At 57.4% G+C, this 26,569-nt stretch carries 19 protein-coding genes and 2 pseudogenes; 13 read left to right on the top strand and 8 right to left on the bottom strand.

Translation table 11 applies throughout. From position 1 onward, the window contains the following. The first annotated feature begins 1,247 nt into the window (after positions 1-1,247). From NCR93_RS10810 to NCR93_RS10800, 3 genes are all read left to right on the top strand, one after another. Positions 1,248-2,627, top strand: coding sequence for a glycosyltransferase family protein (locus NCR93_RS10810; protein WP_250532212.1), 1,380 nt, complete (start codon positions 1,248-1,250; stop codon positions 2,625-2,627). Next, positions 2,624-3,652: a hypothetical protein gene (locus NCR93_RS10805; RefSeq protein WP_250440112.1), complete on the top strand. Its 1,029-nt coding sequence runs from the start codon at positions 2,624-2,626 to the stop codon at positions 3,650-3,652. The genes NCR93_RS10810 and NCR93_RS10805 overlap by 4 nt, the downstream gene beginning before the upstream one ends. 69 nt (positions 3,653-3,721) lie before the next feature. After that, a complete protein-coding gene (locus tag NCR93_RS10800) occupies positions 3,722-5,107 on the top strand; it encodes an FkbM family methyltransferase (protein ID WP_250518287.1) in 1,386 nt (461 codons plus the stop codon). 427 nt (positions 5,108-5,534) lie between these two features. On the opposite strand, the gene NCR93_RS32010 is transcribed toward NCR93_RS10800, so the two are convergent. Beyond that, positions 5,535-6,776 carry a phytanoyl-CoA dioxygenase family protein gene (locus NCR93_RS32010; protein WP_250518286.1) on the bottom strand — a complete coding sequence of 414 codons (1,242 nt, stop codon included), beginning with the start codon at positions 6,774-6,776 and terminating at the stop codon, positions 5,535-5,537. 153 nt (positions 6,777-6,929) lie between these two features. On the opposite strand from NCR93_RS32010, the pseudogene NCR93_RS10790 reads away from it, so the two are divergent. After that, positions 6,930-7,554, top strand: a pseudogene (locus NCR93_RS10790) (IS630 family transposase); the annotation flags it as partial. Position 7,555: 1 nt separating this feature from the next. Here the strand turns inward: NCR93_RS10790 and cysC are convergent. Next, positions 7,556-8,125, bottom strand: coding sequence for an adenylyl-sulfate kinase (gene cysC, locus NCR93_RS10785; RefSeq protein ID WP_250440109.1), 570 nt, complete (start codon positions 8,123-8,125; stop codon positions 7,556-7,558). A 1,018-nt stretch (positions 8,126-9,143) separates the two neighbouring features. Between cysC and NCR93_RS10780 the strand changes: the two genes are divergently transcribed. The 4 genes from NCR93_RS10780 (at position 9,144) to NCR93_RS10765 (ending at position 12,300) form a co-directional block, all read left to right on the top strand. After that, positions 9,144-9,416 carry a hypothetical protein gene (locus NCR93_RS10780; protein ID WP_250440108.1) on the top strand — a complete coding sequence of 91 codons (273 nt, stop codon included), beginning with the start codon at positions 9,144-9,146 and terminating at the stop codon, positions 9,414-9,416. A gap of 226 nt (positions 9,417-9,642) precedes the next feature. Then, positions 9,643-9,942, top strand: coding sequence for a hypothetical protein (locus NCR93_RS10775; RefSeq protein WP_502799849.1), 300 nt, complete (start codon positions 9,643-9,645; stop codon positions 9,940-9,942). A gap of 255 nt (positions 9,943-10,197) precedes the next feature. Next, on the top strand, positions 10,198-10,404 hold the full coding sequence (locus NCR93_RS10770) for a hypothetical protein (protein WP_250518282.1): 207 nt from the start codon (positions 10,198-10,200) through the stop codon (positions 10,402-10,404). Between the two features lie 495 nt (positions 10,405-10,899). Further along, on the top strand, positions 10,900-12,300 hold the full coding sequence (locus NCR93_RS10765) for a hypothetical protein (protein WP_250518281.1): 1,401 nt from the start codon (positions 10,900-10,902) through the stop codon (positions 12,298-12,300). 538 nt (positions 12,301-12,838) lie between these two features. Here the strand turns inward: NCR93_RS10765 and NCR93_RS10760 are convergent. The 6 genes from NCR93_RS10760 to NCR93_RS10735 are packed head-to-tail and all read right to left on the bottom strand — an operon-like array spanning position 12,839 to position 17,814. Next, positions 12,839-13,654, bottom strand: coding sequence for a glycosyltransferase family 2 protein (locus NCR93_RS10760; RefSeq protein WP_250440102.1), 816 nt, complete (start codon positions 13,652-13,654; stop codon positions 12,839-12,841). A gap of 9 nt (positions 13,655-13,663) precedes the next feature. Continuing rightward, positions 13,664-14,020: a DMT family transporter gene (locus NCR93_RS10755; protein ID WP_250440100.1), complete on the bottom strand. Its 357-nt coding sequence runs from the start codon at positions 14,018-14,020 to the stop codon at positions 13,664-13,666. Then, entirely contained in the window at positions 14,017-14,856 is an 840-nt protein-coding gene (locus NCR93_RS10750; RefSeq protein WP_250440099.1) for a sugar phosphate isomerase/epimerase family protein, read from the bottom strand. Before NCR93_RS10750 ends, NCR93_RS10755 begins: the two co-directional genes overlap by 4 nt. Further along, positions 14,853-15,647 (bottom strand): NAD-dependent epimerase/dehydratase family protein, encoded by a 795-nt coding sequence (locus tag NCR93_RS10745; protein WP_250440098.1) that lies wholly within the window; start codon positions 15,645-15,647, stop codon positions 14,853-14,855. Before NCR93_RS10745 ends, NCR93_RS10750 begins: the two co-directional genes overlap by 4 nt. Then, positions 15,644-16,807 carry an FAD-dependent oxidoreductase gene (locus tag NCR93_RS10740; protein WP_250518280.1) on the bottom strand — a complete coding sequence of 388 codons (1,164 nt, stop codon included), beginning with the start codon at positions 16,805-16,807 and terminating at the stop codon, positions 15,644-15,646. The genes NCR93_RS10745 and NCR93_RS10740 overlap by 4 nt, the downstream gene beginning before the upstream one ends. Further along, positions 16,807-17,814, bottom strand: a complete 1,008-nt coding sequence (locus NCR93_RS10735; protein WP_250440096.1) for a glycosyltransferase family 2 protein — start codon at positions 17,812-17,814, stop codon at positions 16,807-16,809. The genes NCR93_RS10740 and NCR93_RS10735 overlap by 1 nt, the downstream gene beginning before the upstream one ends. Positions 17,815-18,017: 203 nt before the next feature. Between NCR93_RS10735 and NCR93_RS10730 the strand changes: the two genes are divergently transcribed. The 5 genes and pseudogenes from NCR93_RS10730 to NCR93_RS10710 all read left to right on the top strand — a co-directional run bounded on the left by NCR93_RS10730 (position 18,018) and on the right by NCR93_RS10710 (position 24,978). Beyond that, a complete protein-coding gene (locus NCR93_RS10730) occupies positions 18,018-18,539 on the top strand; it encodes a hypothetical protein (RefSeq protein WP_250518279.1) in 522 nt (173 codons plus the stop codon). Then, positions 18,514-19,628 (top strand): annotated as a pseudogene (locus tag NCR93_RS10725) (glutamine--fructose-6-phosphate aminotransferase); the annotation flags it as partial. The gene NCR93_RS10730 and the pseudogene NCR93_RS10725, both read left to right, overlap by 26 nt. Positions 19,629-20,585: 957 nt before the next feature. After that, a complete protein-coding gene (locus NCR93_RS10720) occupies positions 20,586-21,434 on the top strand; it encodes a Stf0 family sulfotransferase (RefSeq protein WP_250518278.1) in 849 nt (282 codons plus the stop codon). 946 nt (positions 21,435-22,380) lie between these two features. Further along, positions 22,381-22,824 (top strand): type II toxin-antitoxin system VapC family toxin, encoded by a 444-nt coding sequence (locus NCR93_RS10715; RefSeq protein WP_250518277.1) that lies wholly within the window; start codon positions 22,381-22,383, stop codon positions 22,822-22,824. An 861-nt stretch (positions 22,825-23,685) separates the two neighbouring features. Beyond that, positions 23,686-24,978 carry an integrase domain-containing protein gene (locus tag NCR93_RS10710; RefSeq protein WP_250518275.1) on the top strand — a complete coding sequence of 431 codons (1,293 nt, stop codon included), beginning with the start codon at positions 23,686-23,688 and terminating at the stop codon, positions 24,976-24,978. Positions 24,979-26,569: the final 1,591 nt, after the last annotated feature.

The raw sequence follows: 26,569 nt of genomic DNA, 5'->3' as shown, positions 1-26,569 counted from the left end.
GGGCCGTGGTTTGGCACAATCGCGCGGAAGCGGGACGGTTACCGATGCCTGGTTCTCGACGTATTCGACACGGCCACTTTACGCGAGCGCGCATCCAACGATCCCAATGTCGATCAGTCACTGCTTGCGAATATCGAGGGGGATCTGATCGGCTCCTCGACGAGCATAGGAGAACTCGTCGGCGCGCGAGGGCAGAAGAAGCATTTGCCTAACCCCATTCGCTTCTTGCGCGGTTGCGCGGAAGCGCTCAAGCCGGGCGGGATACTTTCGATCGCGATTCCTGATCGCTGTGCGTGCTTCGATTACCTGCGGCCGGTCACGCGGCTATCGGAATGGATTCAGGCGTTCGTCGATGAACGGGAAAGGCCGAACGCCTGCACAGAACTTCGATTTCAGAGAGGTATTTGCTCATATCAATGAGGGCGAAAAAAGAAAAGCTACGCCTTTTTTCGCGGCGCGCCGCCTGAGTGAGTGGAAGCGGATCTGGAGCTCGAACAGCTTTTCGCGGACTAGAAGCTGCGCCTAAGCAACGGCGACCAATTATTGCGACGCGCATTGTTCGGTTTTCACGTCGGCGTCGTTCGAATTGCTGATTCGCGATGTCGGCTTCCTGGGCTGGCTCCATTCGATGTGGTCCAAATCGTGGATGCCGGATGTGAATTCCATGCTCACTTGCGATTGTGCGAGCCCGGACAACGTGCGAACGCAACCGATTACAAGGCCGTCAGAAACGGGCTGCTTCGGCGGATTTGGGAAGAGGCGGCGGAGGCGAGCCACACGTTGCAGTCCCTGAAGACGGACTCCGACATCAAGCGTGCGCTCATGACCGAGGATATTCGGGAAGCACACGCAAGGATTCACGAGCTCGAAGCGTCCATCTCCGCCCTGCGTCTGTCGACCAGTTGGCGCGCTACCGCGCCGCTTCAACGCGGGATTTCGATGTTGCGTGCGTTGCGTTCCTGAGAACGTTAGATAAAATGCGGCGCCGGGCGATCCTGGCCGGGCGATCGGATCTGTTGCCGGATTGTTGCATTATTGAGTTCATTTGCGATCTTCGTTGCAGGCCGCATGAGCGTCTTCGCGACAACGAAGGATATTGCCTCTTCGGGGAGGCACGTTTCGAACTGGTAAGATCCGCTTTTCGAGGCTTTGTCACCGAACGTCGAGCGCGAATCAAGTCGTTCTAGCCGTTCTCGTGAGTAATTCTACGTGCCACGTCTTCGTGAATACTGAAAGGAAGGGATGCTTTGAATTACGATTCGCGCAGCGAAATCACAGTCGCCGATGCGGTGAGCCAAGGATGGGCTTACCGAAGTTCCACGAGTCGCGTTATCCCGAATATCCTGGGCGCGATTTCTCCCCGTGTTCGGGCGCGCGAGTGGATGCCCGTACGGCAGGACAAGCCGCTCCCCGTCGGTGATTTGTGTAGTCTGGTGACGGATGCGCTTCGGTCGAACCCTTCCGGTCTGGCCATCATTTTCAGCCACGATCACTATCTCACCATCTCGGGCGGCGTTCAGAACGTCGTCGGAGACGAGCAGCGCGCGTTGATGGCCGATGGCTGGGCGTTTCTGCATGTCTGTCCGAATCAGCCGTTGCCATTGCTCGCGCCGCCGGGGAAAGCGGAAGATTTCCTGCTGGTCATGTCGCTGAACGGAAGCACCTGCGGCGTGATCCGCATGTCGGATCTGATCGCCGTCGTCGATGAACTGGCCCGGGACGGGACGCGCATTCAGCCGATCGTTCATCATCTGCTCGGATTCGCACCGGAGTTGGTCGGCGCGCTCATCGTGGCCAGCAAGGAAGAGCCGCTGGTCTGGATCCACGATCTCTTCACGCTCTGTCCGAGCGTGCACTTGCTGCGCAACGAGACGCGCTTCTGCAAGGCGCCGCCGAACCGATCCGCAGTGTGCGGCATCTGCCATAGCGGATTGGAGCGCGGCGAACATGTCGAGCGCATGAAGGCGTTCTTCGACGACGCGAAGCCGGTCGTTGCCGCGCCGTCGCGCACCATCCTCCAGTTCTGGCAAGAAAAGGGCGGATACGCGCATAGCCGTGCGGTCGTGATCGCGCCCAGCCGGATCGAATTCGATGGCGCGCGTGCGGCTCGTACACCCGATCGTCCGCTGCGTATCGCCTTCATCGGCACACCGATTTATCACAAGGGCTGGGATGTCTACGAAGCTTTGTGCCGCTGGCATCACAAGGACGAGCGATACGACTTCTACCATCTGGGCAGCAGGGACATGAAAGTCCCCGGCGTGACCTTCCGGCAGGTGACCGTCACACCCGACGATCGCACGGCAATGGCGCGCGCAGTGCGTGACAGTGAAATCGATGTTGTCATCAACTGGTCCGCCTGTTTCGAGAGTTTTTCCTTCACGACTCAGGAATCCATTGCGGCGGGCGCGTTCATCGTGGCTCGTCTCGGAGCGGGAAACGTATGGCCGATGGTGTGCGACACGCCGGAAGCGCGGGGCCGGTCGCTTGCCGAGGAGGTCGAACTGCAAGCGGCGTTTGCGAGTGGGGATGTCATCAAATGGGTGGATGAAGCCGCGCGCAGATACGGAAACATTGAGCTGAACGCTTATTCCTCGGAACTCGTGTCGACGGAGCGCCGCGCATGAAAATCCACTGCTATACCAGCATTTCATATAGCTATCTCGACAGAGCGCGGGTGCTGGCGGAAACCGTCCGTCGCTTTCATCCCGACTGGACGCTCTGGCTGCTCATGTCGGACGAGAAGCCGGATGGCTTCGAGTTCGATATCTCCGACGAAGTCTTCGACCATATGGTGACGGTCGCCGAGCTCGGCATCGACAACTGGAAGCAATGGGCCTTCGGACACGATGTCGTGGAACTGTGCACGGCCGTCAAGGGCGCGATGATGGACCGCCTCCTTCAGGATGATGTCGACGGCGTCGTTTATCTCGATCCGGACACGGCGGTGTTTGCGCCTCTCGAGCATGTGCTGGCCACGCTCGAGACACATTCGGTCGTCTTGACACCCCATGTCATCACGCCGGAAGAGACGATCACGGGCGTCATAGACAACGAAATCGGGTCGCTGAAGCATGGCGTCTACAATCTGGGTTTCGTCGCGGTTCGTAACTCGGAAAGCGGGCGGGCGTTCGCAAGATGGTGGCGCGACAGGCTGCTGTGCTTTTGCCATGACGACGTCCCCAACGGTCTTTTCACCGATCAACGCTGGTGCGATCTTGTTCCGGCGCTCTTCGATTCGGTCGGGGTGTTGCGCGACAGCGGTTATAACGTCGCGAGCTGGAATCTGAGTACTCGCCCGATCAGTCTGCTTCCCGATGGCCGCATTCTGGCGGGGAAATCCGAACTTCGCTTTTTCCACTTCACGAAAGTCAATTCTGTGGGCGAAGCGGTCCTCCGGCATTACTCGTACGGCCGGTCGGAAGTATTCGAATTGCTGCGCTGGTACCGCGAGCGGCTGACCGAGAATGTCGCGACCGGCTTGCCCAAGAGCTATTGGGCGTACGGCGTCTATGACGACGGAACCCCGGTGCCTCGCCCGCATCGCCTCGCATGGCGGGGTCGCGGAGATTTGCACGCTGCTTTCGCCGATCCCTTTTCGACGGCAAACGGCGGTTACAAGAAATGGTGTCTGGATCAAGGCATCAACTGATTGAACAAGGCTTGACACTCCGCGAGCGCTGAAACTCGCCGAGAGAGACGAATTCTGGAGAATTGGCTGATGCCGAAGATTGTGACGCGATATGGCGAACTCGAAACGCTCGATCCTAAGCAGGACCTTATCTGCAAGATCCTCGCGAAATATGGTGAATGGGCGCAATACGAAGTTCGGTTCGTAGCGAGTGCGCTGCCCGATAATGCACGCATTGCAGATGTCGGCGCGTTCCTCGGTACATTCTCACTCGGCGTTGCTCAGTTGACCAAAGTGGCGTTCGCCTGCCTGGTCGACGCTAATCCGGCTGTCGTGCCGTTGCTGCGTCATAACATCGAGAAAAACCTTGCGGCTGAACATGTTGTGGTTGAAGGGGTCGTCGGTGCTTCCGGAAGCGCGCCGAATGGATTCGTCGATCCGGCGAACGCCGGTTCCTTCTCGTTGGTCGCCAATCGTGAGAATCGGGTGTCCGCGCCTGCCGCGCAACGAGCGGTGAGCTTGAGCGAACTCGCGGACCAGTACGGTCCATTCGATCTGATCAAGCTCGATGCCGAGGGGATGGAGCGCGAGATCATTGAATCGTCGCTCGACTATACCGCGTCGTCCAACGCGTCGCTCTGGATCGAGTGCAACGAGACGCCGGAGTCCTTGAATTTGGCGGAACTGCTTTTGCAGCAGGGCTATCGCCTTTCCTATGTAGCGTTTCCTGCTCTATCGCCGACCAACTTCAACCAATGCGAGGAAATCGACTTTCCGTTTGCCTATGAAGCGGGGCTTTGGGCCACACGGGGCGCGTCGCCCGTCCTTGATGCATCGCTCGTCGAGGCCGGCTGTGTGCTTAAGGTGATCGATTCGAAAGAAGCCCTGCGTCACGCGATGTGGACGACGCCCCGCTGGGCGCCTAAAGACTGGGAGGGTCACGACAAGGAAGAAATCGTTGCGATGGCGGCGCATGCGTTGCTGGGTGAAAGCATCGGTGACTATCCGTGGGACGCTTCCTATCAGCAGTCCGGGCGAAGGTGGATGCCGGCGGTGCTTCAGGAGCGCATTCATGAATTGAATGTTGCGTTGGATCAGGCGACGCAACAGGTGCGTGCGAGCGAGATCGTTCTGTTCAATGAACGCGAACGGGCGACGCAACAGGTGCGTGCGAGCGAGATCGTTCTGTTCAATGAACGTGAACGGGCGAAGCATGCCATCCGTACGCTCGAGGACGAACTCAGAACGCTTTCCGAGCAGGCTCAGCAACTCACCGAACAAATCCGACAGACATCCGAGGAACGCCAGCGGAGCGAACAGCAAGCCCATGCTGTGACCGCGAGCCTGCTGGCCATCCAGCAATCTACGTCTTGGCGACTCACCCGTCCGATACGAGTCGTTTCTCGGGTCTTGCGGGGAGACTGGTCGGAACTGCGGCGCCTTTGGAGCGTTCATCGATCAGGTGAACGCCGATAGTCATGACGACATTGGGTTCTCGCGTACAGCGTGTATGCGCGACTTTGAAAAAGCGGCTCGATAGAGACTAAACGATGAGCGCTGTGGCGCGACAATCTGGATGAGAGTTCTCATCTTGATTTACGCGCGGCAGGCGCCTTTAAGCCGAAAACGGTTTGGCTCCTTAACGGCGAAAGTTCACAAGCCGAGTCGCTTACGTTCTTTCCAATGTCTCCCCATCTGCATTGGAAACTTTCCATCTACGAGCAGACACTCGCTGTCAACCGGAGATAGAGTTACGCCTTGTCGCGCTTAATCAAAGGATAAGCCGCTGCTGTCACGCGCCGCGGCGCGTGGTCGAGCAGAGAATGCCGCAATAGCCGCGAGCCTGCCTATGAGCCTTATGTTCACTTCGGCTCTCGCGTTCTCGCGGCAGATTGACGCGGGATTAGTCGGTCAGTGCTTCGCGGGCTACGGCAGAACCATGCAGACCCGTCGAGTCATAGTACGCCACGGCGCCATCGGCGAACGAGTGAATGACGATCGAGCGTCGCTCCAGTGCCTTATCGTTGCGCCCCGAACCGGCATGGAGAAGATTCTCGTGCCATATTAGAACCGTACCTTTCTTCGGCCGATAAACGACCGGCGAATACTTTGGAAGCATCTCTGCCCACGATGCGCAAACAGTGCGTCCGAACTCGCTCCAGTCGCCGTTAGCAACCTTGTTGCAGTTAGCTTCCGCGAGATAAACACGGCGCTCACGATGAGAACCCGGATAAACGACGAGTTCTCCGCTATCGGGCACCACGTCCTGCAGTGCGATCCACGTGCCACACATATAGCCGGCCGGAAACGGAGTCAGATGGACGAGATCGGAGTGTGCGTCTTGTTGACTGCCGAAGACGTAAGTCAGCGTCTGACAAGGACGGGCGCGTGCTCCGAAGATGAGATCCGCATACCGGCGATGACGGGCGTCGAGCCACAACTTCCTGATGCTCGGATATTGATAGTGAAGATGCTCGATGCGCTGGCTAGTCCCGTACTTGTATCCCTGATAGCCCGTTGCCACGGCATCATCGATTTCTGCGTTCACCGCATCGACCAACTCATCGTCTATGAGCCCTTCGACGATCATGAAGCCTTGTTCGACAAACTGCCTGAGTTGCTTTGCCTCTTCGCTCGTGATTTCCGAGCGGGCCACCATGCCATCAATATGGCTGTCTGCGTCGGGGCGGTCGAACCACGCGGTGTGCTGATCGTACGGGTAGAACTTGGAGTCGCAAGGCCCAGTGAAGAAGAGGGGAGCGTTGGCTTCTTTCAGCAGGCGCGCCGTTTCTTCGGCCAGTCCCGGTACGTGATCTACCGTGATCGCTACACACTCTGTCGATATTGCACCGTCCGGCTCTTTCAACTCGAAGTTGATCTGCTGTTCGCCGTTGGGAAGAATATGGAAGTGAGTTCTGACGCGAACGGTCTGTCCCGGGTGAATCGCGTCTATATGGAGCGTTGCCTCAGGCGCGCTCGGTGAAGAGACGGAGAGAACACTGTTCGCCAGCGCCTCAGATGAAATGATTACCTCCGCTTCGACAATCCCGCCGAATTTTGTCGCGTCGCCCATTGCGACAGACGCAATCGGTCGGCGATCGTTGGATTGCGAACGGGATCCCAATATACGCTTGATGCCGAACACCTCGCTCCTCCAGCCATAGTATGAGGCCGCAATTCTAGCCGAAAAGTCAATGAAAAGTCGTGGAAGGGACGGGTGTTCCAGCGGTATTCCTGTTTCTGCCAAAAACAACATAGATTGGCTAACGGCTTTGGGCCGCAAATCTATGACATCCGTGATGAGGTGCGCGATATTGTCGGGCTGTATCTGAGCCCGCCGACCAATGCCCTTGGTGCTGTGCGTCGATGAGAAGAGCCAGTGCCAGGCGCTGGAGCGTACGCAGCCGATGTTGCCGATGGGGCTGGGTTACCTCGAAGGAGTGACGCATGATTACGTCGGGCATGGCATCACTACTCTATTAGCGGCGCTCAATACGGCAACGGGTGTAGTCATTGCCCGGTGTAAGGCTCGCAACCGGCATCAGATTTTCTTGGCGTTTTTCAAGCATTTGGACCAGGCTGCGCCCGCGGCTCTCGATGTCCATCTGATCGTCGACAACTACGCGACACCCAAGCATCCGAAGGTCAGAGCGTGGCTGGTCAGGCATAGGCGCTACCACATGCACTTCACGCCAACCTATTCGAGTTGGCTGAATCAGCTTGAACGCTGGTTTGGCCTGATTGCACAGCAGGCGATCTGTCGAGGGGCGTTCAGGAATGTGCGCCAAGTTATTGCAGGCATCGGGCGTTATATCGAGCACTATAACCGGCACAAACGGCCGTTCGTATGGACAGTGACCACCGAATCAATCCTGCAAAAAGTGGCTCGGTTATCCAAAGTCATTTTTGGGACAGAACGCTAGCTCAAAGCAAAATTTGAGCGGGCGAATTCTTTCTCGCAGCTTGTTCTTCGATGAGCGCCGTCAGTTTGTCGACCTCTTCAGAGATTGAAAGCACGTCAGTCTTCAGCGTCAGGGCTGGCGAAGTGGGCGGTTCGTACGGATCAGAAATTCCGGTGAACTTCTCCACTTGTCCGGCGCGGACCTTGTGATAGAGACCTTTTGGATCCCGCGATTCGCACACAGAGATCGGCGCATCGACGAAAACCTCCAACATGCTCTCCCCTATGATGCCGGCCGCAAGTTTGCGGCACGCGATAGACGGAGAAATGACCGCGACGATCACCACTTCCAAGTGAGTCGCACAAACCGCGGCCACGTGAGCCACACGCCTAATATTTTCGAGGCGGTCCTGTGAACTAAAACCCAGATCCGAATTCAGGCCCTTACGCAATTCGTCGCCGTCGAGCACGGCGCATGTCGCCCCAATTTCCCTCAGTCTGGCGGCGAGAGCATCAGCAATTGTCGTTTTGCCTGCGCCCGACAAGCCCGTTAGCCATATGACGCAGCCGGTAGATCTTGATGCTGTCACCATTTCAATTCATCCGCGCCATCGGTAGCGGAGTTTATTATGTCTGAAGCTTGAGATACTAGCAGATTCGGTAGGGATGGCGTTCTTAAGAACCTGGCGGAAGGCCAAGCCGGGCGTCGAAGCTGCGCGAGGTAACTCAAAGGTCGGCAAAGACCGACAAGCGGGCCCGTGTCGCGACAACTTCGACGTTGCTCCGGCCCGGTCCTGTCGCTTACAAACGATTGTGGAGCTTGCATGAGAACTCAAAGCCCGACGCACACGGCTCCGAGCACCTGTGGTAGGCACCGGCTTCTCCGCTCGTATGCCGCATGAGCCCCGCCGGGAGACGCGATTGTGTCAACTCTCGCTTGCGGATTTTATCCTAAGCCTGCTTGGTACAGTCAGCCGCAAGTCCGCTGTGTAGTAGACGTCGTGCATATGGGGGAGTTTATCCCTGGAGTAATCGAGCGAATTGGCCCTGGACGTATCACAGATTCACGTTGTGGATGATTGCTGTCCGGTGCGCAGCGGTGATTTCGTGTGCGAGCATTGCACCGCCCCCCCCCCGCGTGAGAATCGAGTGCAATCAGAAGCAAGGCGTCGGTGGCGTCGTAATGACCGGGTAAAAAGCAGCGATTGCCAATGACGCGGATGTGGTCGTGAAAATCGACGGCGACGGGAAAATGGATCCAGCTCTTCTTCCATATTTCGTGATCCCTATTATCGAAGGGTGGGGCCATTACACAAAAGGAAATCGATTCTATGATCCTAGGCACATCGTCCGGATGCGGTTGCGAGTCATCTTCCGCTGGGTAAAATTAGCAGGCGATATTCTTACGAAACAGATGTGCTTTTGCGGCTGAATACCTTGCGCGCGGTCGTAGCGGATATTCCGATGGATGCGGTTTATGCCGATGAAGAACCAAATCTGAAAATATCGCAGGTGATTTTTGAGGAAACCTTAACTGATATCGTAAAACGTACCTTCTACAACTAATTTCATCGTTACATGACGGCGGCGACATTCGAGCTAATAATTGGCATGCTTATGTTCTGGTTTGGGTTGGGTTTCGGCATTTCTCATTGGATTGCCGCCGTTTTGAGCAAGATACCTCCGCCGCTCGGTACGGTCATGCTGGCAGCGCTCCCGGTGCTGCGTTTGGCCTCGCCGACGGGACTTTTTCTCGCCACGACCAGTCCACATCTGCAAACGCCCGACGAGATTTTTCATGTGTACGTTTCAAGCGTCGAACGGAAGATTCCTGGCGCAGCGGGTTCGGCGGCTCGTCGGGCGGTGAGGTCGATGTCGCGCTGATTGACCTCGCAAACATGATGTTCCCCATGGCGACACGGCCTGATGTGAAATACGACGCGCCGTTGCGGGCGAAGGTAGTCGGACTGCATTGGACCGGCCACCTGGCGGACGCAGAATTTCCAGGGTCGGCCATCTATCCGGCATATGCGTCCACCATCAGGCCATCGCGATCCGGGCAGGGCGCACGTTCGGTTTGTCTGCACTGCAAACCTATACGCTTGATTGCTTGTTCGACCTGCTGGTTAGCGCGGCCCTCACTTCTTGGGCTATCTTTACGGCCGACGCGTCTCGCTTGCGATCTTCGCGGTGCGCGCTGATGTTGTTTGGTTTCGTCAGCGATGAAGTGCTGCTGATTCCGGCGTGCTTCCTACTGATTGCCTACGTCGACCGAATTATGCATGAAAACCGGCCGGTTCGAGTGCGAGCGCTCCTCATCGGCGCTGCCTTGGCGACGCTTTGCATCAACGCGCGCCCGCCCTACGTGGGATTGTTGCTGCTGGCGTTCATGCCAGGGCTCTGCTTTTGACCTTGCCGGAAGCGACTATGGGCTACTGCGTCGTTCGTCGCAGTCATCGCCACGGCACTGAATCTCGTTCGGCTTCGTCGAGATGTTCAATCATGCCGCGTGGACGCCGGTGGCGTCGCCGCGTTCCATCTCGGGTCAGATTCACTTGCTGTCACATCCTTTGGATATTCCGCGTATTGCTTGGGCGACGCTGCAAACATGGGGCGCCTTCTACTGGATCGGCTTCGTCGGCGTGCTTGATGGTTGGATACGCATATGCATCTGGCCTACTACCGCATTGTGATTCCTGCCCTGCTGCCGGTGGTGGCCACCCCTGCGTTGAAGGCGAGACAAACCGAGCGGCACGCACTGCAAAACCGCTGCATCCTGATGCTCGTCTGCCTTTTGGGTCTCGGCATGATCGTCGGCAAGGCAGTCATCTTCTCGGGCTCGCGCCAATGGTCGCGCTCGGGCTGCCGATGATCGCAGCGCATATGCCGGAAGATCGCACGAGCAGCGGACGAGTCGCGCTCGCCGCGCTCGGAACGGCCGTGGCCTTGAGCTTTCCTATTCATAGCTATCTGAAAGTGTTGAGAGCTATCCTAAATCGCTTTTACATCCGAGTCGCCGAGACGTTTCATCCGTAGCAGTACGACGATCGCGCGAGCTGCGGCAGGAAGCGCCGCGGGACTCTCGATCTCGATAGCCTTCGGTACCGTTCGGGCAGCGCATGCTACTCATTTGACACGGTATCAAACAAACTGTACGCTTCCCTCCCGCGATTTCTCCTATTGGAAAATGTCGAGAACGACGAAATTCGGCATTGACTGTCGGTCGTGAAAGGACCAAGGTGAGCGGATTTCTTCATCGCAGATCATATTGATCGCGTGCCTGTCGGAATCCTCAAGGAACTCCGGAACTCGTGCCGTCGCCGGACTACGCGAGTCGGCTTCTCAATTCTCCCAAACATAAGCCTCCATGAAGCGCTCCGCCATCATCGAATATCGCACGATGCCGTGCTTCCTTGCAGCGCTACTGGCCGTGCTGGCGATCGCATTGCATGCTCCCGGACAACTTAGCTACGACTCAATCTTGCAGCTCTACGAGGCATCGATCGGGCGATCGGTAGGTTGGCAGCCTCCCTTCATGTCTGCTCTACTGGCCTGGCTGGGCGGTGGCACGGTTGCCTCATCAGTGTTCGTTGCTCTCAATGCATGCGCCACATATGGCGCGTTCATCATTGCCATACGCAGCGTACCAACGATCTCGGCAGCGCGAGCGCTGTTTTGCTCGATCGTTCTGATCAACCCAGTGGTCTTTGCTTACGTCGGCATCGTATGGAAGGACGTTCTCTTCGGCTCGTGGGCCGTGCTGACCTTCGCGATTTGCATCGCCGCTCAGCGCATGCAGTCGCCGTCCATTCGATTCGGACTCGTCGCGCTCGTCGCGATCATGCTCGGTACTGGCGCGTTGATCCGTCAGCAGGGCGTATTCGTGGCGCCGATTCTCATGCTCGCACCGTTCGCGATTGTGTTGTCTACATGGCGAGGAAGGCGCCGGACACAGTTGCTTGTCGTCAGTGGTGCGCTGTTCGTGTTTGCCTGGGCCCTGACCGGCCACCTTGTCAACCGAACGATCGCCGGGAACGACGGACGGGCCATGTCTGCCGCACCGGAGATCGTGCAGACATTCGATATTGCTGGCATGGTCGTACGCATGCCGACGCCTGACGCGATGGCTACCTTTCCGGGCCTCACGGCCGACGACGACAAGCGGATCCGCGAACGTTACGTACCCGACCGGGGAGACTTTCTATATATACCCACGCTGAAATCTGATTTGCTGCATGCTGCAGGCAGCGATTCACTGACTTCGGTATGGCTGAACGGTATCAAGGCGCATCCCATGGCGTACGTGCGGCATCGGGTGAGCAGTTTCATGTCGTTGCTGGATATGCACGATATCAATAAATGTCTTCCCATCCACGTCGGCGTCGAGGGCGAGGCCGAATACGTCAAGCAGCTCAATCTGCGCACGGGAACTTCCGCACGCGCTCAGTTACTCTATTCAAAGTTACAAAAGGTGTTTGCATTTCCAGTTTGGCGGAACTGGTTTTACGTGGCGATCATGGCAATCATCACCGTCATTCTGTTGTTCCGGAGGAATTGGGTGGCGAGTCCGAGCCGATTGGTGATCTCGGTGTATCTCGCCGCGATGTGGGTCTTTCTCGCCTCGTTTCTTCCGACCGGCATCGCGTGTGATTTCCGGTATCTGTATCCGATCATCCCGCCGGTTATGGCCATCCTCTTGACGCTTTCTTCTTGCAGCGGCGATAGGGACGATAGTACATCACCGCCTGCGGAGGCTACGCGAGCTTGACCGTCGTTTTGACGACGTCGCGCCGGAGGCTTCAGCGAAAAGGGGCGTTGAGGTCGCGCCGTTGCACAAATACGCTCCGACATTTCGGCCGATTTCCGCAAGCCGCTGCTCCCTCCTTCGTAAGTCTCGGGTCCGCCATATGCAGGCGCTACCGAATCGGCGCCTTGGCGTCGCTCTTACCCGCCGACGCTGTTAAGCGAAGCGGAAGTCAACATAGCGCACGAGGTCAATCGCAAGTCGTGTACTGATCGTGCGCGGTCTGAAACTTCTGTGCATGTCGGGCAGCCTTTTATAGGGAAGCCTCGAGGTCTCACCGGTGTCAGCCGCGGTTGGGTCGGACGTGACCTGGAAGATCAATGACCGAAAGCCATTCATCGACGCTGGTAAGCTGTTTCCCGCTTGAAGCGGCCTGAAAAACCAATCTTGACCACAAACTTCGCGATGAGAAGCACTGCGTCCTTGAAGGGACGCAAGCCTCCAGCAGACGCGTGACATAACCAAATCGCGACGACGGGCACGTAACGCAGCTCTGTTTCGGCTAACCGTTATAGGCTCCAAGGCACGCTTTGAACAGTACCTTCAGCACTGAAAAGTTCCCCCTGATGGCGCTGATCTTCGTTGGAACCTCGCCCTTCGGATAGCGACGCGCCGTAGGCAATTCGATGCATCGATAGCCTAGCTTAGGCGCCCGGTACGACAGATAAACAAGCAGTTCGTAGGTATTGAAGGCGTCACGGAAAATGTTGAGTTCCGGATCGACGAGCATTCGGCGGCTATAGGCACGGAACCCCTGCGTCGTATCTGTCCAGGAAAATCCTGAAAAGAGGCTTAGCATGGGCGCGTGGAGAAGACGAATAGCTAGATCGCGTGACAAGGGTGTATTTTCCGCGACGCCGCCAGGCAAAAAACGCGACGCCTGCACGAAGTCGTAACCTAGGTCTAGCGTCTCGATGAAGCGCGGGATCGGTTCGGGGTCGTCTTTGTCGTTTCCATCGATGGTCACGATGTGCTCGTAGCCCTGATCCAGTACAAAGGCATAGGCGCAACGCAACTGGGCACTCAGCTTTCCCGGCGCAGTCTTCAGCAACAAGCCGCGCACGCCGACCGTACGGAGAAACTCCTCCGCAAGCGATCCGTCCTTGCTTCCTCCGTCAACGATGATGACGTCCGCGATCGAAGGAATGCCCAGTGCGCTCATGCGTGTGAGCAGATTCCGAATCCGATTTCCCTCGTTAATGACCGGGATTACGACGGACGCCTTATGCTCACGGCCCAGCCAAAAAAGGGTATTGAAGGTGGGCACCTGCCAGGCGGAGCGATGGTCGCTCGGCGACGAATTGGATGCTGAGTTCATGGATTCTCTTCAGGCTACGCGGATTGTCAACAGAACCACGCCTGTCACGATGAAAAAGATGCCGGCTCCGGTCGTCCAGTGAAACGGTTCTCGGAAAATCAGCACGGAACTGAGTGCGACGGTCGCAATCGCGCCCGACGTGAGCACCGGGTGAGCGACGTTGAGCGGCAGTCTCGACAACGCTGCCGCATATAGGAGGAAAGCCGCTCCGTACAATGCGAGTCCCAGCCAAAACGGCCAGTTCGTCAGCGCAGCGAGCGGGTCGGCGGGCGATGGGAATTTGCGCGGCGGCAGCATTGCAAGCTTGACGAGCACGCTTGCTGCCGCGTTCGAACCTATGCCCAGTGCGAGAATGATCCACTTCATCGTACCGACGCTCCATCCCGAGCGTCTCCGTAGTGCGCGATAGCGACTTTCACAGCACGCTCGATCGAAACCGAGTGCGGCTCGTCTTTCGTCGCCACCATTTCTACGGTGACAACATGCCCAGGCAAGAACGCCCTTACCGCTTGACCTGTCGCGGCGTGGTCACAGTTGCCCGCACCGAGCGGAATCAGATCCGGCTCGCTTGCGTGCACATGGCCGATCGCGTCGGCATATGCACGAACCACCTCCGACGGATCTTCACCGTTGATTGCGATTGCGCCCGAATCGAGCTGCATTTTGATCGCTGGGTGAGCAATCTGTTCGACGACTTGCCACGTGTCGGCACTTGTCGTCATGAAGTTCGCTCCGTAGCAGGGCGGGTTCGGCTCGAGACACACGACGACCTCGTGCTCCGCAGCGATGTCGCCTAGGCGACGAAAGAAGCGCACGGCAATGTCCAGCGCCTGTTGATCGTCGAGGCCGCTGCGGTCGCGGTTTTTCGGCGAGCCGAACACCAGTCGCGTCGCGCCGGTTCCATGGCCGATGCGGCAAACTGCGCTGAGATGAGTCAGCAACGCCTGCTGGCTGTCGGCATCGCCGAAAACGTTCAGCCCGGTCGTGCCGAAAAGTAAAGACTGCATGCCGATCATCTCGATGCCGCGTTCACTCCACCAGCCTTTCACGCGTTCGATGTCGTCAGTGGTAGCGGAGGCGGGTCGTGGGAAATACTTGCCGGGGGCGAAGTCGATCGCGTCGACGCGATAGCGGGCGAGCAGGGCGGCGACAGTCTCATCCTCGGAGACGTCCCACGCGATATTTGAAACTGCGATCCTCATGATCCGCTTCCTTCGGCCGCCTTGACTGTGGCCGGCTCCGACTGTGCGTACGCGCGAACCGCCTGCACGGTTTCGCGCGCGCTGTACTGATAGTCGCCGGAGGTCCCAAAGAGTGCGGCGTGGCGCGTGCGCATGTTGTATCGAGCCGGCGGGTTGCCGAGATGTTGCGCGAAAGGCTTGCCAAAGCCGAGTGCAGAGATGTCGGCGACACTGATCGGCTCCGCTGTCAGATGGATCAGACGGAGTCCCGCATTGCGAGCGGTTGCGACGTCGTACGCGAGGTTGATCATCGGATAGAATTGAAACACGCCACGGCTGTCGATGGCCGCGACGTTGTTGTCGTTCAGAAAATCGAAGATGACGTTCTTGCGCAGCCCAGGGCCGACGAGGCCGGGAAGCCGCACGATCAAATGATCGGGAAAATGCGACTGCACGAACTTCTCCAGCCGCCTGCGATTCAGCCCATAGGCATGCAATCCCGTTTCGTCGACGGGCGTGGTTTCATCCACGTCGAGCGGGCTCTTGAAAACGTCGACCGTGCTGATGAGCGTGAAGTGTCGGCATTGGACGCGGCGCAGGTGATTGATGAGCACGTCGATGTTGCGCAAATCGGCTCCTGGCTCGCGGTTGGCGATCCATTTCTGCGCGGGAGCTCCGGCGCAGACCACCGTGTCGAAGGACTGATCGTCGATTTCGCCGATGTTAGTCGACCTGAATGTCGACTCGAACTTGCCCTGCTTCAGCAGCGTGGTTCCGACGAAGCCGGTATATCCGATAAGTGCGTTGGTCATCTCGATTGATTCGAAAGAGTGAGATCGGTGAAGGCGACGAGCGGTTCGGAGTCCAATTTCTCCAGCACGTCGTAGATGTTGTCGATTTTGCCGCCAAGCACGGAAAAGCACCCTGGCAGATCGACGTGTCTTTCGAAGAAGATCGGCCGTCCGTCGTCGGTGTCATTCTTGGTGAGCACCGTCTTGATCTCGAACAAAGACTCGACGTACTTTGCGCCGAAAACCGCAGGCATGTAGCGTCCGACATCGCGGATCATGCGGTCGACGCGCGTTTCGCGATGATAGGCCGCCAGGCGCGCGTAAGGATCGATGCCCCGTTCGTCGCTCCAGTAAAGGTGAGGCGTATAGCGTACGTGAGACAGCGTGTGAAGCCCTCGCGAGGGAAACGGCATCATCGAGAAGAACGGGCCGTCCATGACTGTGATGCCAACCTTTTCGAGTTCCGGTGGCACCTTCAACAGTGCCATTTCCGTTATTTCCTGCTTGAGTTGTGTCCGTGTGCCGGGAAAGTCGCCGCCAAACTGATTTAGCCCGCTATACGTGCAGTTGAAGACGTAGCGGGTGGTCAGCGAGGCGAGAGCGTCTCCCGATGAACGAGTCGTTACCCGCAAGGCGTTGTTGGCCGATCTCACAATTTCTTCGGCTCGCGTGTTCAGACGGACTTCGATTGCCTCGTTCGACAGTTCCTGCGCGGCCCACGCCGCGAGCTTCCGGGAATCGAACGCATACTCGCGCACGACGAAAACTTCTTCGATCAGGCGCGGCTCGAACAACGCGCGGTGCGAAGCGTCTGCCGGTTCCAATTGCGCGCTGGTCTCGCGGCAGAACCGCTCGAATTGCCTGGCGGTGACCTTCGAGTTGCGCCGCGCGATGGCGTACAGCTTCACGAAATTGGTAACCACGGCGTCGGGCCAATCGTGCACGAAACGGGGCAGATTGATGCGGCTGCGAAAAGCGGTCGTGAAACTGCGCGGATAGTGATAACCGTTGTGCACGCGCGCCTGATTGTTGTACGACGCGCGCTGCATTAGGGCCGCTTCGCGCTCGAGCAGGCAAACCCGTTTGAAACCACGTTGACGCACGAGATATTGCGCGATAACCACGCCGTAGAAACCGCCGCCGATCACGACGGCGTCATACACTTTTACGCTCGTCGGCATCAGCGAATCCGCTCCGACCGAGCATCGGTCTGAATTTCTTCGATGTTGAGCTTCTCCCGGCGGGTCATACGCGCGCTGGTGAACTCTTGCCCGACGTGATAGAGCGGCCCCTCGTTGGAAAGGCTCGCCATGTGCAAGATGTATTCGGCGAGCACTAGCAAGACGAGCGAAATGAGAAAGAACATGCCCGATTGTTGCAGCGACATGCTAACCCATCCCGGCGCGACGTTCGGCTTGAAAAGGCCGATCATGACGACGTACACGGAGTAAATTAGGTTGGCGCCCGCTCCGAACATGCAGAGCGAAGTGACGAGACGCATCGGCGCGCGAGTCGTTGATACAAGCAGGCGTACACCGCGGTCAATGCTTTCGCTTAGACGCTTGGCGCGCACCTCTTTCGGAGGCGAACTGTAACGCAGCTTGAACCGGGAAAACCCACCCGTGAGCGGCAAATGCCGATAGGTTATTGTAGGCTGCGCGTGCTGCAGGATGAAATTCACGACGCGCTTGCTGACCAGCCGGTACTGCGGCGCCTCGTTGCTGAATTTCACGCCGCTGCAATAATGATAAAGCATGTCGAAAGCTCGGTGCGCTACGCGATACGGCATACTCTCCGCGGCTCGCGCCTGATTATCAGCCAATACGATATCGATGCCGCCGGTTGCCTTCTCCAGCATCGGTTCCACGAAACCGATGTCGTCGAGCAGCGGATCAAGGACGACGACAAAATCGCCTAGAGCATTTTCGAGTCCGACCCAGAATGCGGTGTCCGCGTCGACTTCCTTGGTGAGCGCATAGACCTGAAGATTGGGTTGCCCGGATTCGGAAGTCATGCCTCGCAAAATCGACACGCTGTCGTCCTCGGACGCATTGTCGATGATGATCAATTCGTAATCGCTGACGAGGCCGCCGACCGCCGTCGCGACTTCGTTCACAAGCGATTCGACGCGAGCGCTTTGATTACGAACGAGCAAGACGACCGATAGGAACAGGGGAAAGGGCGTCATTTGGATCCTTGGCTCATGCCCGAGGGCAGCTTGATACCGGAAACTCTTTATTGTAAAGGACCGTTGCAGGTCAGCCGTAAAATCCGGCAATTCGCTTGCGCTCGTCCCCAGCCGCCATTTCTCTCGATGCTCATCACTTTATGCAACGACCGACACACGATGGCCATTAATGTGCCGCTGAAGACGGTCGGTAGGCAACACCTTTGCCGGAGCTGCCCGACAGGGCTCGATTTCCTCATGCGCGGTTTTTTTGTCGCGCGCTCCACAAGCCGTTCGTGGGCCGTCTCGCGGGCTACGAAATGCGCTACATCGCCGGCAAGTCAAATATCTTGAGGGACCCATCGATCGTGAGCGGCTGCCTAATACGGTTCCGAACCGACGTGCTTAAATCGTTCGGCTGCTTCCATGCACGCTATTTCCCTGCTTCGGGAATTGCGACTACTTATCTCGCCGCACGCGTGCAGATGGTGCGCTCGATCCCGCCGCGCAGAAGGAATGCGCATCGCGGGTCGAAGCGCTGCTGTAACCGTACCCCCGATCAATTCGACGGCATGCTCGCCGTCGACGTCGCCGCCCGCCGCGCCAGCGTCACGCGCGTCGTGCCGATGAGCAGCATTACTGTGCTTGGCCCGACGGCAATCGGACGTCGAAGAAGCTTTTTGGAAATGCAAGCCTCAAGAATAAAGGACCAAATGCGGAATTGTCGGCGCGGTAGCGCGACGTAACATCGTCCCGGTGCTGGTCGAAGGACTGCGCCGCCTCGAATATCGCGGCTACGGCTCGTGCGGCGTGGCCTCTAAGCCACGGCGAGCCGCGCCGCGCGCGCAGCGTCGCGCGCGTGTCCGATCTCGACGCGCAAGTGCGCGATTCGGGCTAATCGGCATCGCGCACACGCGCTGGGCGACGCACAGCGCGCCCGTCACCGACAACGCGCACCCGATCTTCTCGCGCTGCACGGTGGCGCTCGTGCACAACGGCATCATCGAGAACTATGAGTCGTTGCGCGAGATGCTGAAGGGCAAGGGCTACGAGTTCGTCTCGCAGACGGACACCGAGGTCATCGCGCATGTGATTCACAACATGTATCGCGGCGATCTGTTCCAGACCGTGCGGGATGCCGTCAAGCAACTGCACGGCGCGTACGCGATCGCGGTGATGCACAAGGATCAGCCGCATACGGTCGTCGGCGCGCGTCAGGGTTCGCCGCTCTTCGTCGGCGCGGGCGAGGGCGAGAACTTCCTCGCGTCCGACGCGCTCGCACTCGCTGGCCGCACCGACCGTTTCGCGTTGCTCGAAGGAGGCGATGTCGTGGAGATCGGCCTCGACGGCGTGAAGATCGTCGCTCGCGAAGGCCGGCCCGCCGCGCGCCATCACGGACGCTATCCCTGAAGCCGATGAGTTCAGTCCGAGCCTGTTCGGCGACGGCGCCGCCGATGCGTTCTGCTTCACGCAACTGCGTCACTTGCCGGGAGCGCTGAACAGCGTGCTCGCGCTCGAACTGCAGATCATCTCGTGGTCGGAGCAGTTCGCGGCGCAAGGAGAATGCGCTGTTCCTCGGCCGCGGCCTGTGGTGACGGTCGCGCCGAACGACGCGCTGCTCGAAAAGCTGAAGTCGAACATGCAGGAAGTGCGCGCGCGGCGGAGAGTTGTATGTGTTCGCCGACGCAGATACGCGTATCGTCAGCGAAGACGGGATTCATGTGATCCGAATGCCGGAGCACGATGGCGCGCTGTCGCCGATCCTGCAGGTCGTGTCGTTGCGGCTGCTCGCGTATCACACGGGGTGTGCGCGCGCGACGGATCTAGATAAGCCAAGACATTTGGTTAAGTCGGTGACGGTGGAGCGAAAGCTGTCAGCTGGCTTGCTGATGACTATAGCTAGTGATTATTTGTTGCTCGGAAACAAAAAAAGCTTCTCGTCGCCCCCGCTAACGTGCGCCTCAACGGGCCGTCCAACCGAGGGTGGTGCCGGGGCAAGCGCTAATGGGCAAGGCCAAAGGCTCTTTCCAATTTCGGCGCCGCACAGCTATGGAATCGTCTTTTTTTGCGCCGGCCTGTTTCCAACAAAATTCGGAGTTGCGACGCGGAGGGACCCTATTGGTCGAGGGGTGATTTCGGGATCGCTGCCGCCCGGTACGCTCCGTCAGCCCGCACGGCCCGCTGACTCTTTGAGATGAACCCATTCGACGGAACCTCGCACCGGTGATACACCTCTATAAGCGCTTCCACGGGGTGACAGCTTATTAATTCGAGCAACCAACCGCTCGCGGATCAGAATCGCCGCCGAGCTTCCAGTCAACGCCCATTTGCGGACATCCTTTCATGACCTGGTTGTTTCTCTCGTCCAAGCTAGTTCTGGTAAAATTTATCGTCAGATCTCGCGTGATTCTTCGCTCCGGTGATCGACATAATCCCTTCAATCGGTCGATCAAGATGAGAGCGCGAGTTCGCATCAAATTTTAGCGCCACATGCGTATAAGCGAACTCTTTCGAAGGCACTCGCGACCGGAGTCGAATTGGTCGCATGCATCGTCCAAAGACGACATCTCAGTCGATAGCTGTCGAGGCAGGCATTGCCGGATGGGCGGGGGTGCAAGTCTCGCTTTAAGAGCGACGGTTGCACGACATGCAGCTTGGAGGATCAGATTTAGTCGAGAACGGCAATTTATCAGGAATTTGGGGTCGTTTCTTTATTGTTTAGAGTGACATGGCACGAGTATACTTACAGTCTGTAAAAGCGATTTTAACGTCCGCTTTTTGAAGGAGTCGTCATGATTAACAAGGTGGCTGAGGTATTTTCGCGTGATGCGGTGATCCACGATGCGATGCTGAGGAATTTAGCTACGGAGACACGACTTTACGCGATTTTCATTCTTCCGCGGACCGGCAGTACATGGCTAATGGAGATGGCCGAGAATTCAAAATTTCTGGGGACACCACAAGAATGGTTCAACGAGGGGTGGATTTACACGGAGGAGTTGGCAATGGGGTGCAGACCACCACGTCTTGTTGGTACAACAAGCGTCGATGAATACATCAGACGCACTGTAGCAGACTACCGTTCCGCAAGCGGAGTGATGGGTCTTCAGCTGTCGCCATATCAAACCCAATGCCTGTGCGAGATGCTTGAAAAACCGAAAGATGCGCTCGATATGGTAACTAAGTTCTACCTTCGACGTGAGAATCTGATTGCTCAGGCAATTTCACTCTTTCGAAGCGTAACGTCAGGATTGTTTCATAGTTATCAAGAGAGCCCAGTATTAAAATCTCGCTTGGACGCCGTGGAGTATGACGGGACAGCCATTCAGACATGGTGCGAGCACATTGTGACCGGAGAGATTTTTTACGATGAGCTATTTACGCGTATGAATATTTCGCCTGCTCGCTTTACATATGAGGATGTCGTCGCAAAGCCTAGGGAAATATTATCGTGGTTAGCGGCACACATAGATCAAAACTTGAAGTCGGGCGACATTGAAACCCAGGGTGGCAGAATGTCCAAGATGGGTGGCAAGACCAGTAGCGAGTGGGAGCAACGTTTCAGAGCCGAGCATGCACAATTTCTGGTCGATTTGGAAAACCGCCGCCCGCCGGTTGTCTCGGATTTTTTGGTCACTTAAACTCGACAACAGGACTGCCAGCTGACAAAGAAGGTTAGGCACGGGGAGCGTAATGCCGACCCCTTGCGATTTAGACGGCCAAGTCGGAAGCGTTCCAGTTCGGTCGGCGTTCGGGCTTCGCATTTGCCAGAGAATCGCTTCGTTGAAAGCCCGGTGCGAGCTCCAGCGACCAGAATGTCGAGATCCGTCGATAAATTGTTGTGCGTCGGCCTAGGCCGCATTGGCTTGGCCACGACCCGCCGCGCGAAGACTCGGTGGCGGCCTGCTTCAGGCGTTCTTGGTTATGCGCGACGAAGAAAGCAACGCGTCCTTATTGGCCCGGTCGCGGGCGCAAGCGATGTCGGACGTGACGCCCGCGATGACGAATCGCTGAAACGGCGACGGGCCAATGCGATTTAATTGTTCTCATTGTTCTCTGCTCCGGCCTTTTTTCGCGTCGGCGCCGGGAATCCTCTGGCCCATAGCTGTTCGTTGGAGAAGCTCCTCGTTGCACCAATCTTTGGCACATGATCCGTGGACGATTCCGAACCCGGTTAGTCGCCCCTCAAAAAGATTTTTTCCCGGTAACCGCTGCGTGATCAGATCAACCTGCAGCATCAGCTAGTCGGCTTGGCTGATCTGATCAACTGGGGCCGCTTGGGCCCCTGACGCAGCGACAATCACCTCGGCCGACCGGCCGAGATGTTTGTCGGTAAACCGGACTTCCTGCTTGACGCTATCCACCAAGACCAACCTCTCAAAGCTCATCGATGAGACGGTGAACGGCGGGCAGCCGCTCGTCATCGCGAAAGCGGGTAAGCCCGTTGGTCAAGGTTGTCAGGATCGGTACAGAAGCGGAGGAACCCCGCAGGCGTATTGGATCCATGAAAGGGCGACTGAAGGTGCCTGCTGACTTCGTTACGATGGATGCGGACGAGATTGCTGACATGTTCGAGGGCAAGACGAAGTGAAGCTTCTTCTCGATACTCATCTTCTCATCTGGGCGGCGAGCGATGATCCAGCGCTGCCGAGCAAGCGCGCAGCTGATCGAAGATCCGACCAACACGCCTTTACGTTAGTGTCCAGAGTAACCTGGGAGATCGTCATCAATCGCTCGCTCCGACGTCCCGATTTTCAACTCGATGCCCGCATGTTCCGAACGAACCTTCTTGACGCCGGTTACAAGGAGCTTTCGATCGAGGCTCATCACGCCCTCAAGATGCTTCAGCTTCCGCCGATTCACAGCGATCCGTTTGACCGGATGCTAGTCGCTCAGGCGATATCGGAAGGAATCGTGCTTTTACGCACGATGACATCGTGCGGCAGTACGATTCTGCCCCGGTGCAGTACGTCTAATCGCTTCGACCAACGCAAGCAGGATCGTCAAGACCATCACCCGATCAGGTGTTAGCCGGCGTTGACAGGAATGTCCCCGTAACGCTTGAGCGCCGCTAGAAGCGCACCAATCGGCATGAGCGCGAACTCGGCCCACACGATGAGACCGGGGAGCATGAGACCGACGATCGTTAAAATGAACAGCCCAACATTTCGACTCGTATTGAGCCGCTGAGCTGCGTTGTATGGGCATTGAAAGACAACTATCGAAAGGCGCATTGATATTGCGAGCTTTTCGTCAACCCTCGCGCTCCGAAGGGCCTAATATCCTAATCCACCTATCGCGTCACCGACGCATCGACCCGAGTGCAGCGCACTCCATTTGTACATACCTTCGCGCTCGATGAGCGCAATCTTCTTGTCCGGCAGCTTTGCTACCCACCAAGCTGGCCACGTCTTGCGGAAACTGAGTCCCATCAGAACCGCATGAACGCTAGCCTTTCCAGCAAAACGCAAAACCTCATCGACTGAGAACAACCTCGCAAGGACAGTGCGAACGTCTACTTTCCTTTCGTCTCCGGCAATCACGCCAAGCCTGACTCACGCGGTCCCACATCGAGGCGACCGTGATGAACAAGCTCTCGAGACGGGAAATCACTTGCACCATGAGTGCGGATTTCTTGATCTTTTCTGTCGGCCCGCGCAGCCGAAAACAAAATGCGCAACAAGAATTGCTTGGCTCGACAGGCTATGCCTGCGGTCAAGTAGCCGTACTTCGAATTCGTCCGGAGTAGGGATCATCGGGTTGCAGTGCTTCCCTGCGCCGGGTGAATCGAAAATCTGATCTCTAAGATCCCGGAAAGCAAAGCGTGCAGTACTCCAACCACCCCGGGACGTTCTTTTGATAGGTGAGAACGTCGCCTTTCGGATCACAGCCGTGAAAATCCAACTCAACTTCTCGACGCTGTTGGACAACGCCGGGCTGCCACAGCGGCTCACGAAAGAACTCACCGAACTCTTTCGACACCACCTATCCAAGGCACACAGCAAGACCCGCGTGACCTCGAACGCGATTTCCATCAAGACCCAAACGTACCGCGTGCGACATCTCATTGCCGGCTTTCGCGAGCTACGGAAGGGCGGCTTCGCGCTTCAGTCACCGTGGAACCTCTCGGAAAAACACATCGCCTATCTCGTTAAGCTTTGGGTCACCGAGAAGGAGCAGGCGCCGGGCACCGTCGAGAACAAGCTCACCTACTGGCGCACACTCGCCGCGTGGATGAAAAAGCATCAACTCGTGGGAACCGTCGATGACTACATCAAGCGGCCCGAAGGATATCGCCGCTACTATGTGGCTCAGGAAGATAAGTCCTGGGAAGCGGCCAACGTCGACGTTAACAACACGATCTCTCGACTCTGCGAGTGCGATCGCTGGGTCGCAATCCAGGTCGAGTTGCAGGCCACCTTTGGGCTGCGTGCACAGGAAAGCATGCTCTTGCGTCCCCTGCAGTGTTTGCGCGTATCAGGCCATCTGCATGTCATCGACGGCACGAAGGGTGGGCGGCCCAGGCTCGTGCCGATTGATGCCGAGTGGCAATATGACGTTCTGATCCGCGCGGCAAGGCTTGCCAACCCACGCACGGGGTCGATGATTCCAGAGCCGTGGTCGTTAAAGAAGTGGTATCGCCATTTCTACCATGTCCTGCAAAAGGAGGGCATTTCCCGCGGCGGCCTGGGCGTCACGGTGCATGGACTACGCCATGCGTACCTCCAGCGAATGTACGAGCAAATTACCGGGGTACCGGCACCCATCAAGCGGGCCGACCATCGGCCCGATCCAGAGCTTCATCAGCGGGCCATGCAACAGTTAGTGGAAGCCGCTGGACACAGTCTCGCAGCAAAGGCAACGGCATACATCTCGACGTTTGCCACGGCCGAGCGCCTGTCGCGACCCGTGATCACGCCCGATCAGGTGATCGCCGCCCTTAAAGGCGCGAATGGCGTCAAATCGGAAGCCGCGAAGAGCTTGAACATCTCGAGGCAAGCGCTTTATCGCCTTCTCGCAAAGTGCGGAGGTATTCAACCTGTTGCAACGGCATGCTCTGCCGTCGTGCACGCTGTCCCTGCGCAAGCGTGCTTGGGCGATGACACGCCTAGCGAACATCGCGGTGGGTCCCTCGACGATCCGGCGCGTGGTCAGTTGTCGTTGCTTGGCGATCTGCCGGGTTAACATCCATCTCGAAAACCGATGGCCTCGATTTCGCCAAGGCGCACCGCGGCGTAAGTCTTACGTCCAGCAGGGGCCATCTTGTCTAGCCATGGCGCAGCACGTCTGAACAATCCGGGGCCAAGCGATTTCAGGCTATGGGTGCAATCTGGAAACCCTTGTCGCTAAGTGAGAAGAGTCCCAGACAGCTTTTTTGGACGCCTGTTCAGAGACCGTTCCGGCCGTCGTGGGAAGCGCCGTTAGCCGCGCCCGCAGAGGCTTCTGGGAGTCTAATTTCGGTTTCCGGAACGAAACAGCGAATTAGCGATTCCATAATACGAAAAGTTAGCCGGATAAGGGGGGTGTGCATATTCGGCTAATTTTGTAACAAAGGGTTTTTCCATTAAATTCAACGATTTAGTTCCTTGCGCCAACACAGTGGGACACTATCCGGATAGCGTCCCTCGTTGGTCTAAGGGCTTCGTCTGACACCGCTGCTCACGAGGTAATGGGCTTCGCGCTGACGCAGGCGCCAATCGAACGCAGGGATTTCCGTGTGGCGGCTATTAAATTCTCAGGAACGGCGGTCTCCGCCCTCGCGCACGTTGTACCCGCGCAAGCGTGCCTTGGTGGTTACCCGCCTAGCGAACGTCGCGGCGTTTCCTCCGACGATCAGGCGCGCGGTCAGTTGTCGTTGCTCGGCAATCTACTGGGCTAACCTCCATTTCGCAAATCGATGGCCTCTGTTTAGAAGGGGGCGTGCGCGTAACAATCCGGGACCAAGCGATCTCAGGCGAAGGGTGCGATCTGGAACGCTTGTCGCCAAATGAGAGGAGTTCCCACCAGCTTCTTTGGCACGTCTATTGAGAGACCGTTCCGGCCGTTGCCTCCTAGCCGGGAGCGCCGTTAGCCGCGCCAACAGACGCTTCTGGAATCGAATTTTGGATTCCGGACCGAAAGCGTGGAATCAGCAATTCCATAATACGAAAAGTTATCCGAATAAGGGGGGTGTGAATATTCGGATCATTTTGTAACGCGCTCTTTTTCTTTTGAATTCATAGGACTAGTAAAATGCTCAGCCGCAATGGGACGCTCCGGAGAGCGTCCCTCGTGGCGTAAGGCTTCGCTGACACGGCTGCTCAGCGAATTGAAGGGCTCCGCGCTGACGCGTGCGCAGGTCGAGCGCGGGAGTTTGTCATTCACCATTAGATCGGGGATAGCAGATCGCTGAACCAAAAGACCTGAGGAGCCGACGACGCAGCGAAGAAGAGGGCGCTGTTCGTGGTGGCGCGATTGCCTAGTCGCGCGGCAGAGCACAACTCCCTGCGTGACGAGCGGTCGCAATCATAAGCCGTGCCGAATAAGGAGGTCTAACATTTGGCAGGTTTGTAGCAAGGCCTTTTGGCAGCGGAATGGACGATGCCATAATACGAAAAGTGTGCCGAATAAGGGGGAGGTGAATATCCGGCACGTTTTGTAACAGGTTTTTTTCGGCGGCGATTCAATGACTTATCTCCTCGCATCAACGCAATGGGACGCTCTCCGGAGAGCGTCCCTCGTGGCCTAAGGCTTCGGCTGACACGGCTGCTTAGCGAATTAGACGGCTCCGCGCTGA

The organism is Caballeronia sp. ATUFL_F1_KS39 (assembly GCF_023630985.1).
Taxonomy (GTDB): Bacteria; Pseudomonadota; Gammaproteobacteria; order Burkholderiales; family Burkholderiaceae; genus Caballeronia; species Caballeronia zhejiangensis.
This window is presented reverse-complemented; position numbering and strand designations above follow the sequence as displayed.

Coding starts and splice junctions, on each gene's coding strand:
- NCR93_RS10770 (WP_250518282.1), top strand. CDS start 10,198: ATGCATCTGGCCTACTACCGCATTGTGATTCCTGCCCTGCTGCCGGTG.
- NCR93_RS10755 (WP_250440100.1), bottom strand. CDS start 14,020: ATGAAGTGGATCATTCTCGCACTGGGCATAGGTTCGAACGCGGCAGCA.
- NCR93_RS10735 (WP_250440096.1), bottom strand. CDS start 17,814: ATGACGCCCTTTCCCCTGTTCCTATCGGTCGTCTTGCTCGTTCGTAAT.
- NCR93_RS10750 (WP_250440099.1), bottom strand. CDS start 14,856: ATGAGGATCGCAGTTTCAAATATCGCGTGGGACGTCTCCGAGGATGAG.
- NCR93_RS10740 (WP_250518280.1), bottom strand. CDS start 16,807: ATGCCGACGAGCGTAAAAGTGTATGACGCCGTCGTGATCGGCGGCGGT.
- NCR93_RS10760 (WP_250440102.1), bottom strand. CDS start 13,654: ATGAACTCAGCATCCAATTCGTCGCCGAGCGACCATCGCTCCGCCTGG.
- NCR93_RS10805 (WP_250440112.1), top strand. CDS start 2,624: ATGAAAATCCACTGCTATACCAGCATTTCATATAGCTATCTCGACAGA.
- NCR93_RS10765 (WP_250518281.1), top strand. CDS start 10,900: ATGAAGCGCTCCGCCATCATCGAATATCGCACGATGCCGTGCTTCCTT.
- cysC (WP_250440109.1), bottom strand. CDS start 8,125: ATGGTGACAGCATCAAGATCTACCGGCTGCGTCATATGGCTAACGGGC.
- NCR93_RS10745 (WP_250440098.1), bottom strand. CDS start 15,647: ATGACCAACGCACTTATCGGATATACCGGCTTCGTCGGAACCACGCTG.
- NCR93_RS10720 (WP_250518278.1), top strand. CDS start 20,586: ATGATTAACAAGGTGGCTGAGGTATTTTCGCGTGATGCGGTGATCCAC.
- NCR93_RS10800 (WP_250518287.1), top strand. CDS start 3,722: ATGCCGAAGATTGTGACGCGATATGGCGAACTCGAAACGCTCGATCCT.
- NCR93_RS10780 (WP_250440108.1), top strand. CDS start 9,144: ATGCTTATGTTCTGGTTTGGGTTGGGTTTCGGCATTTCTCATTGGATT.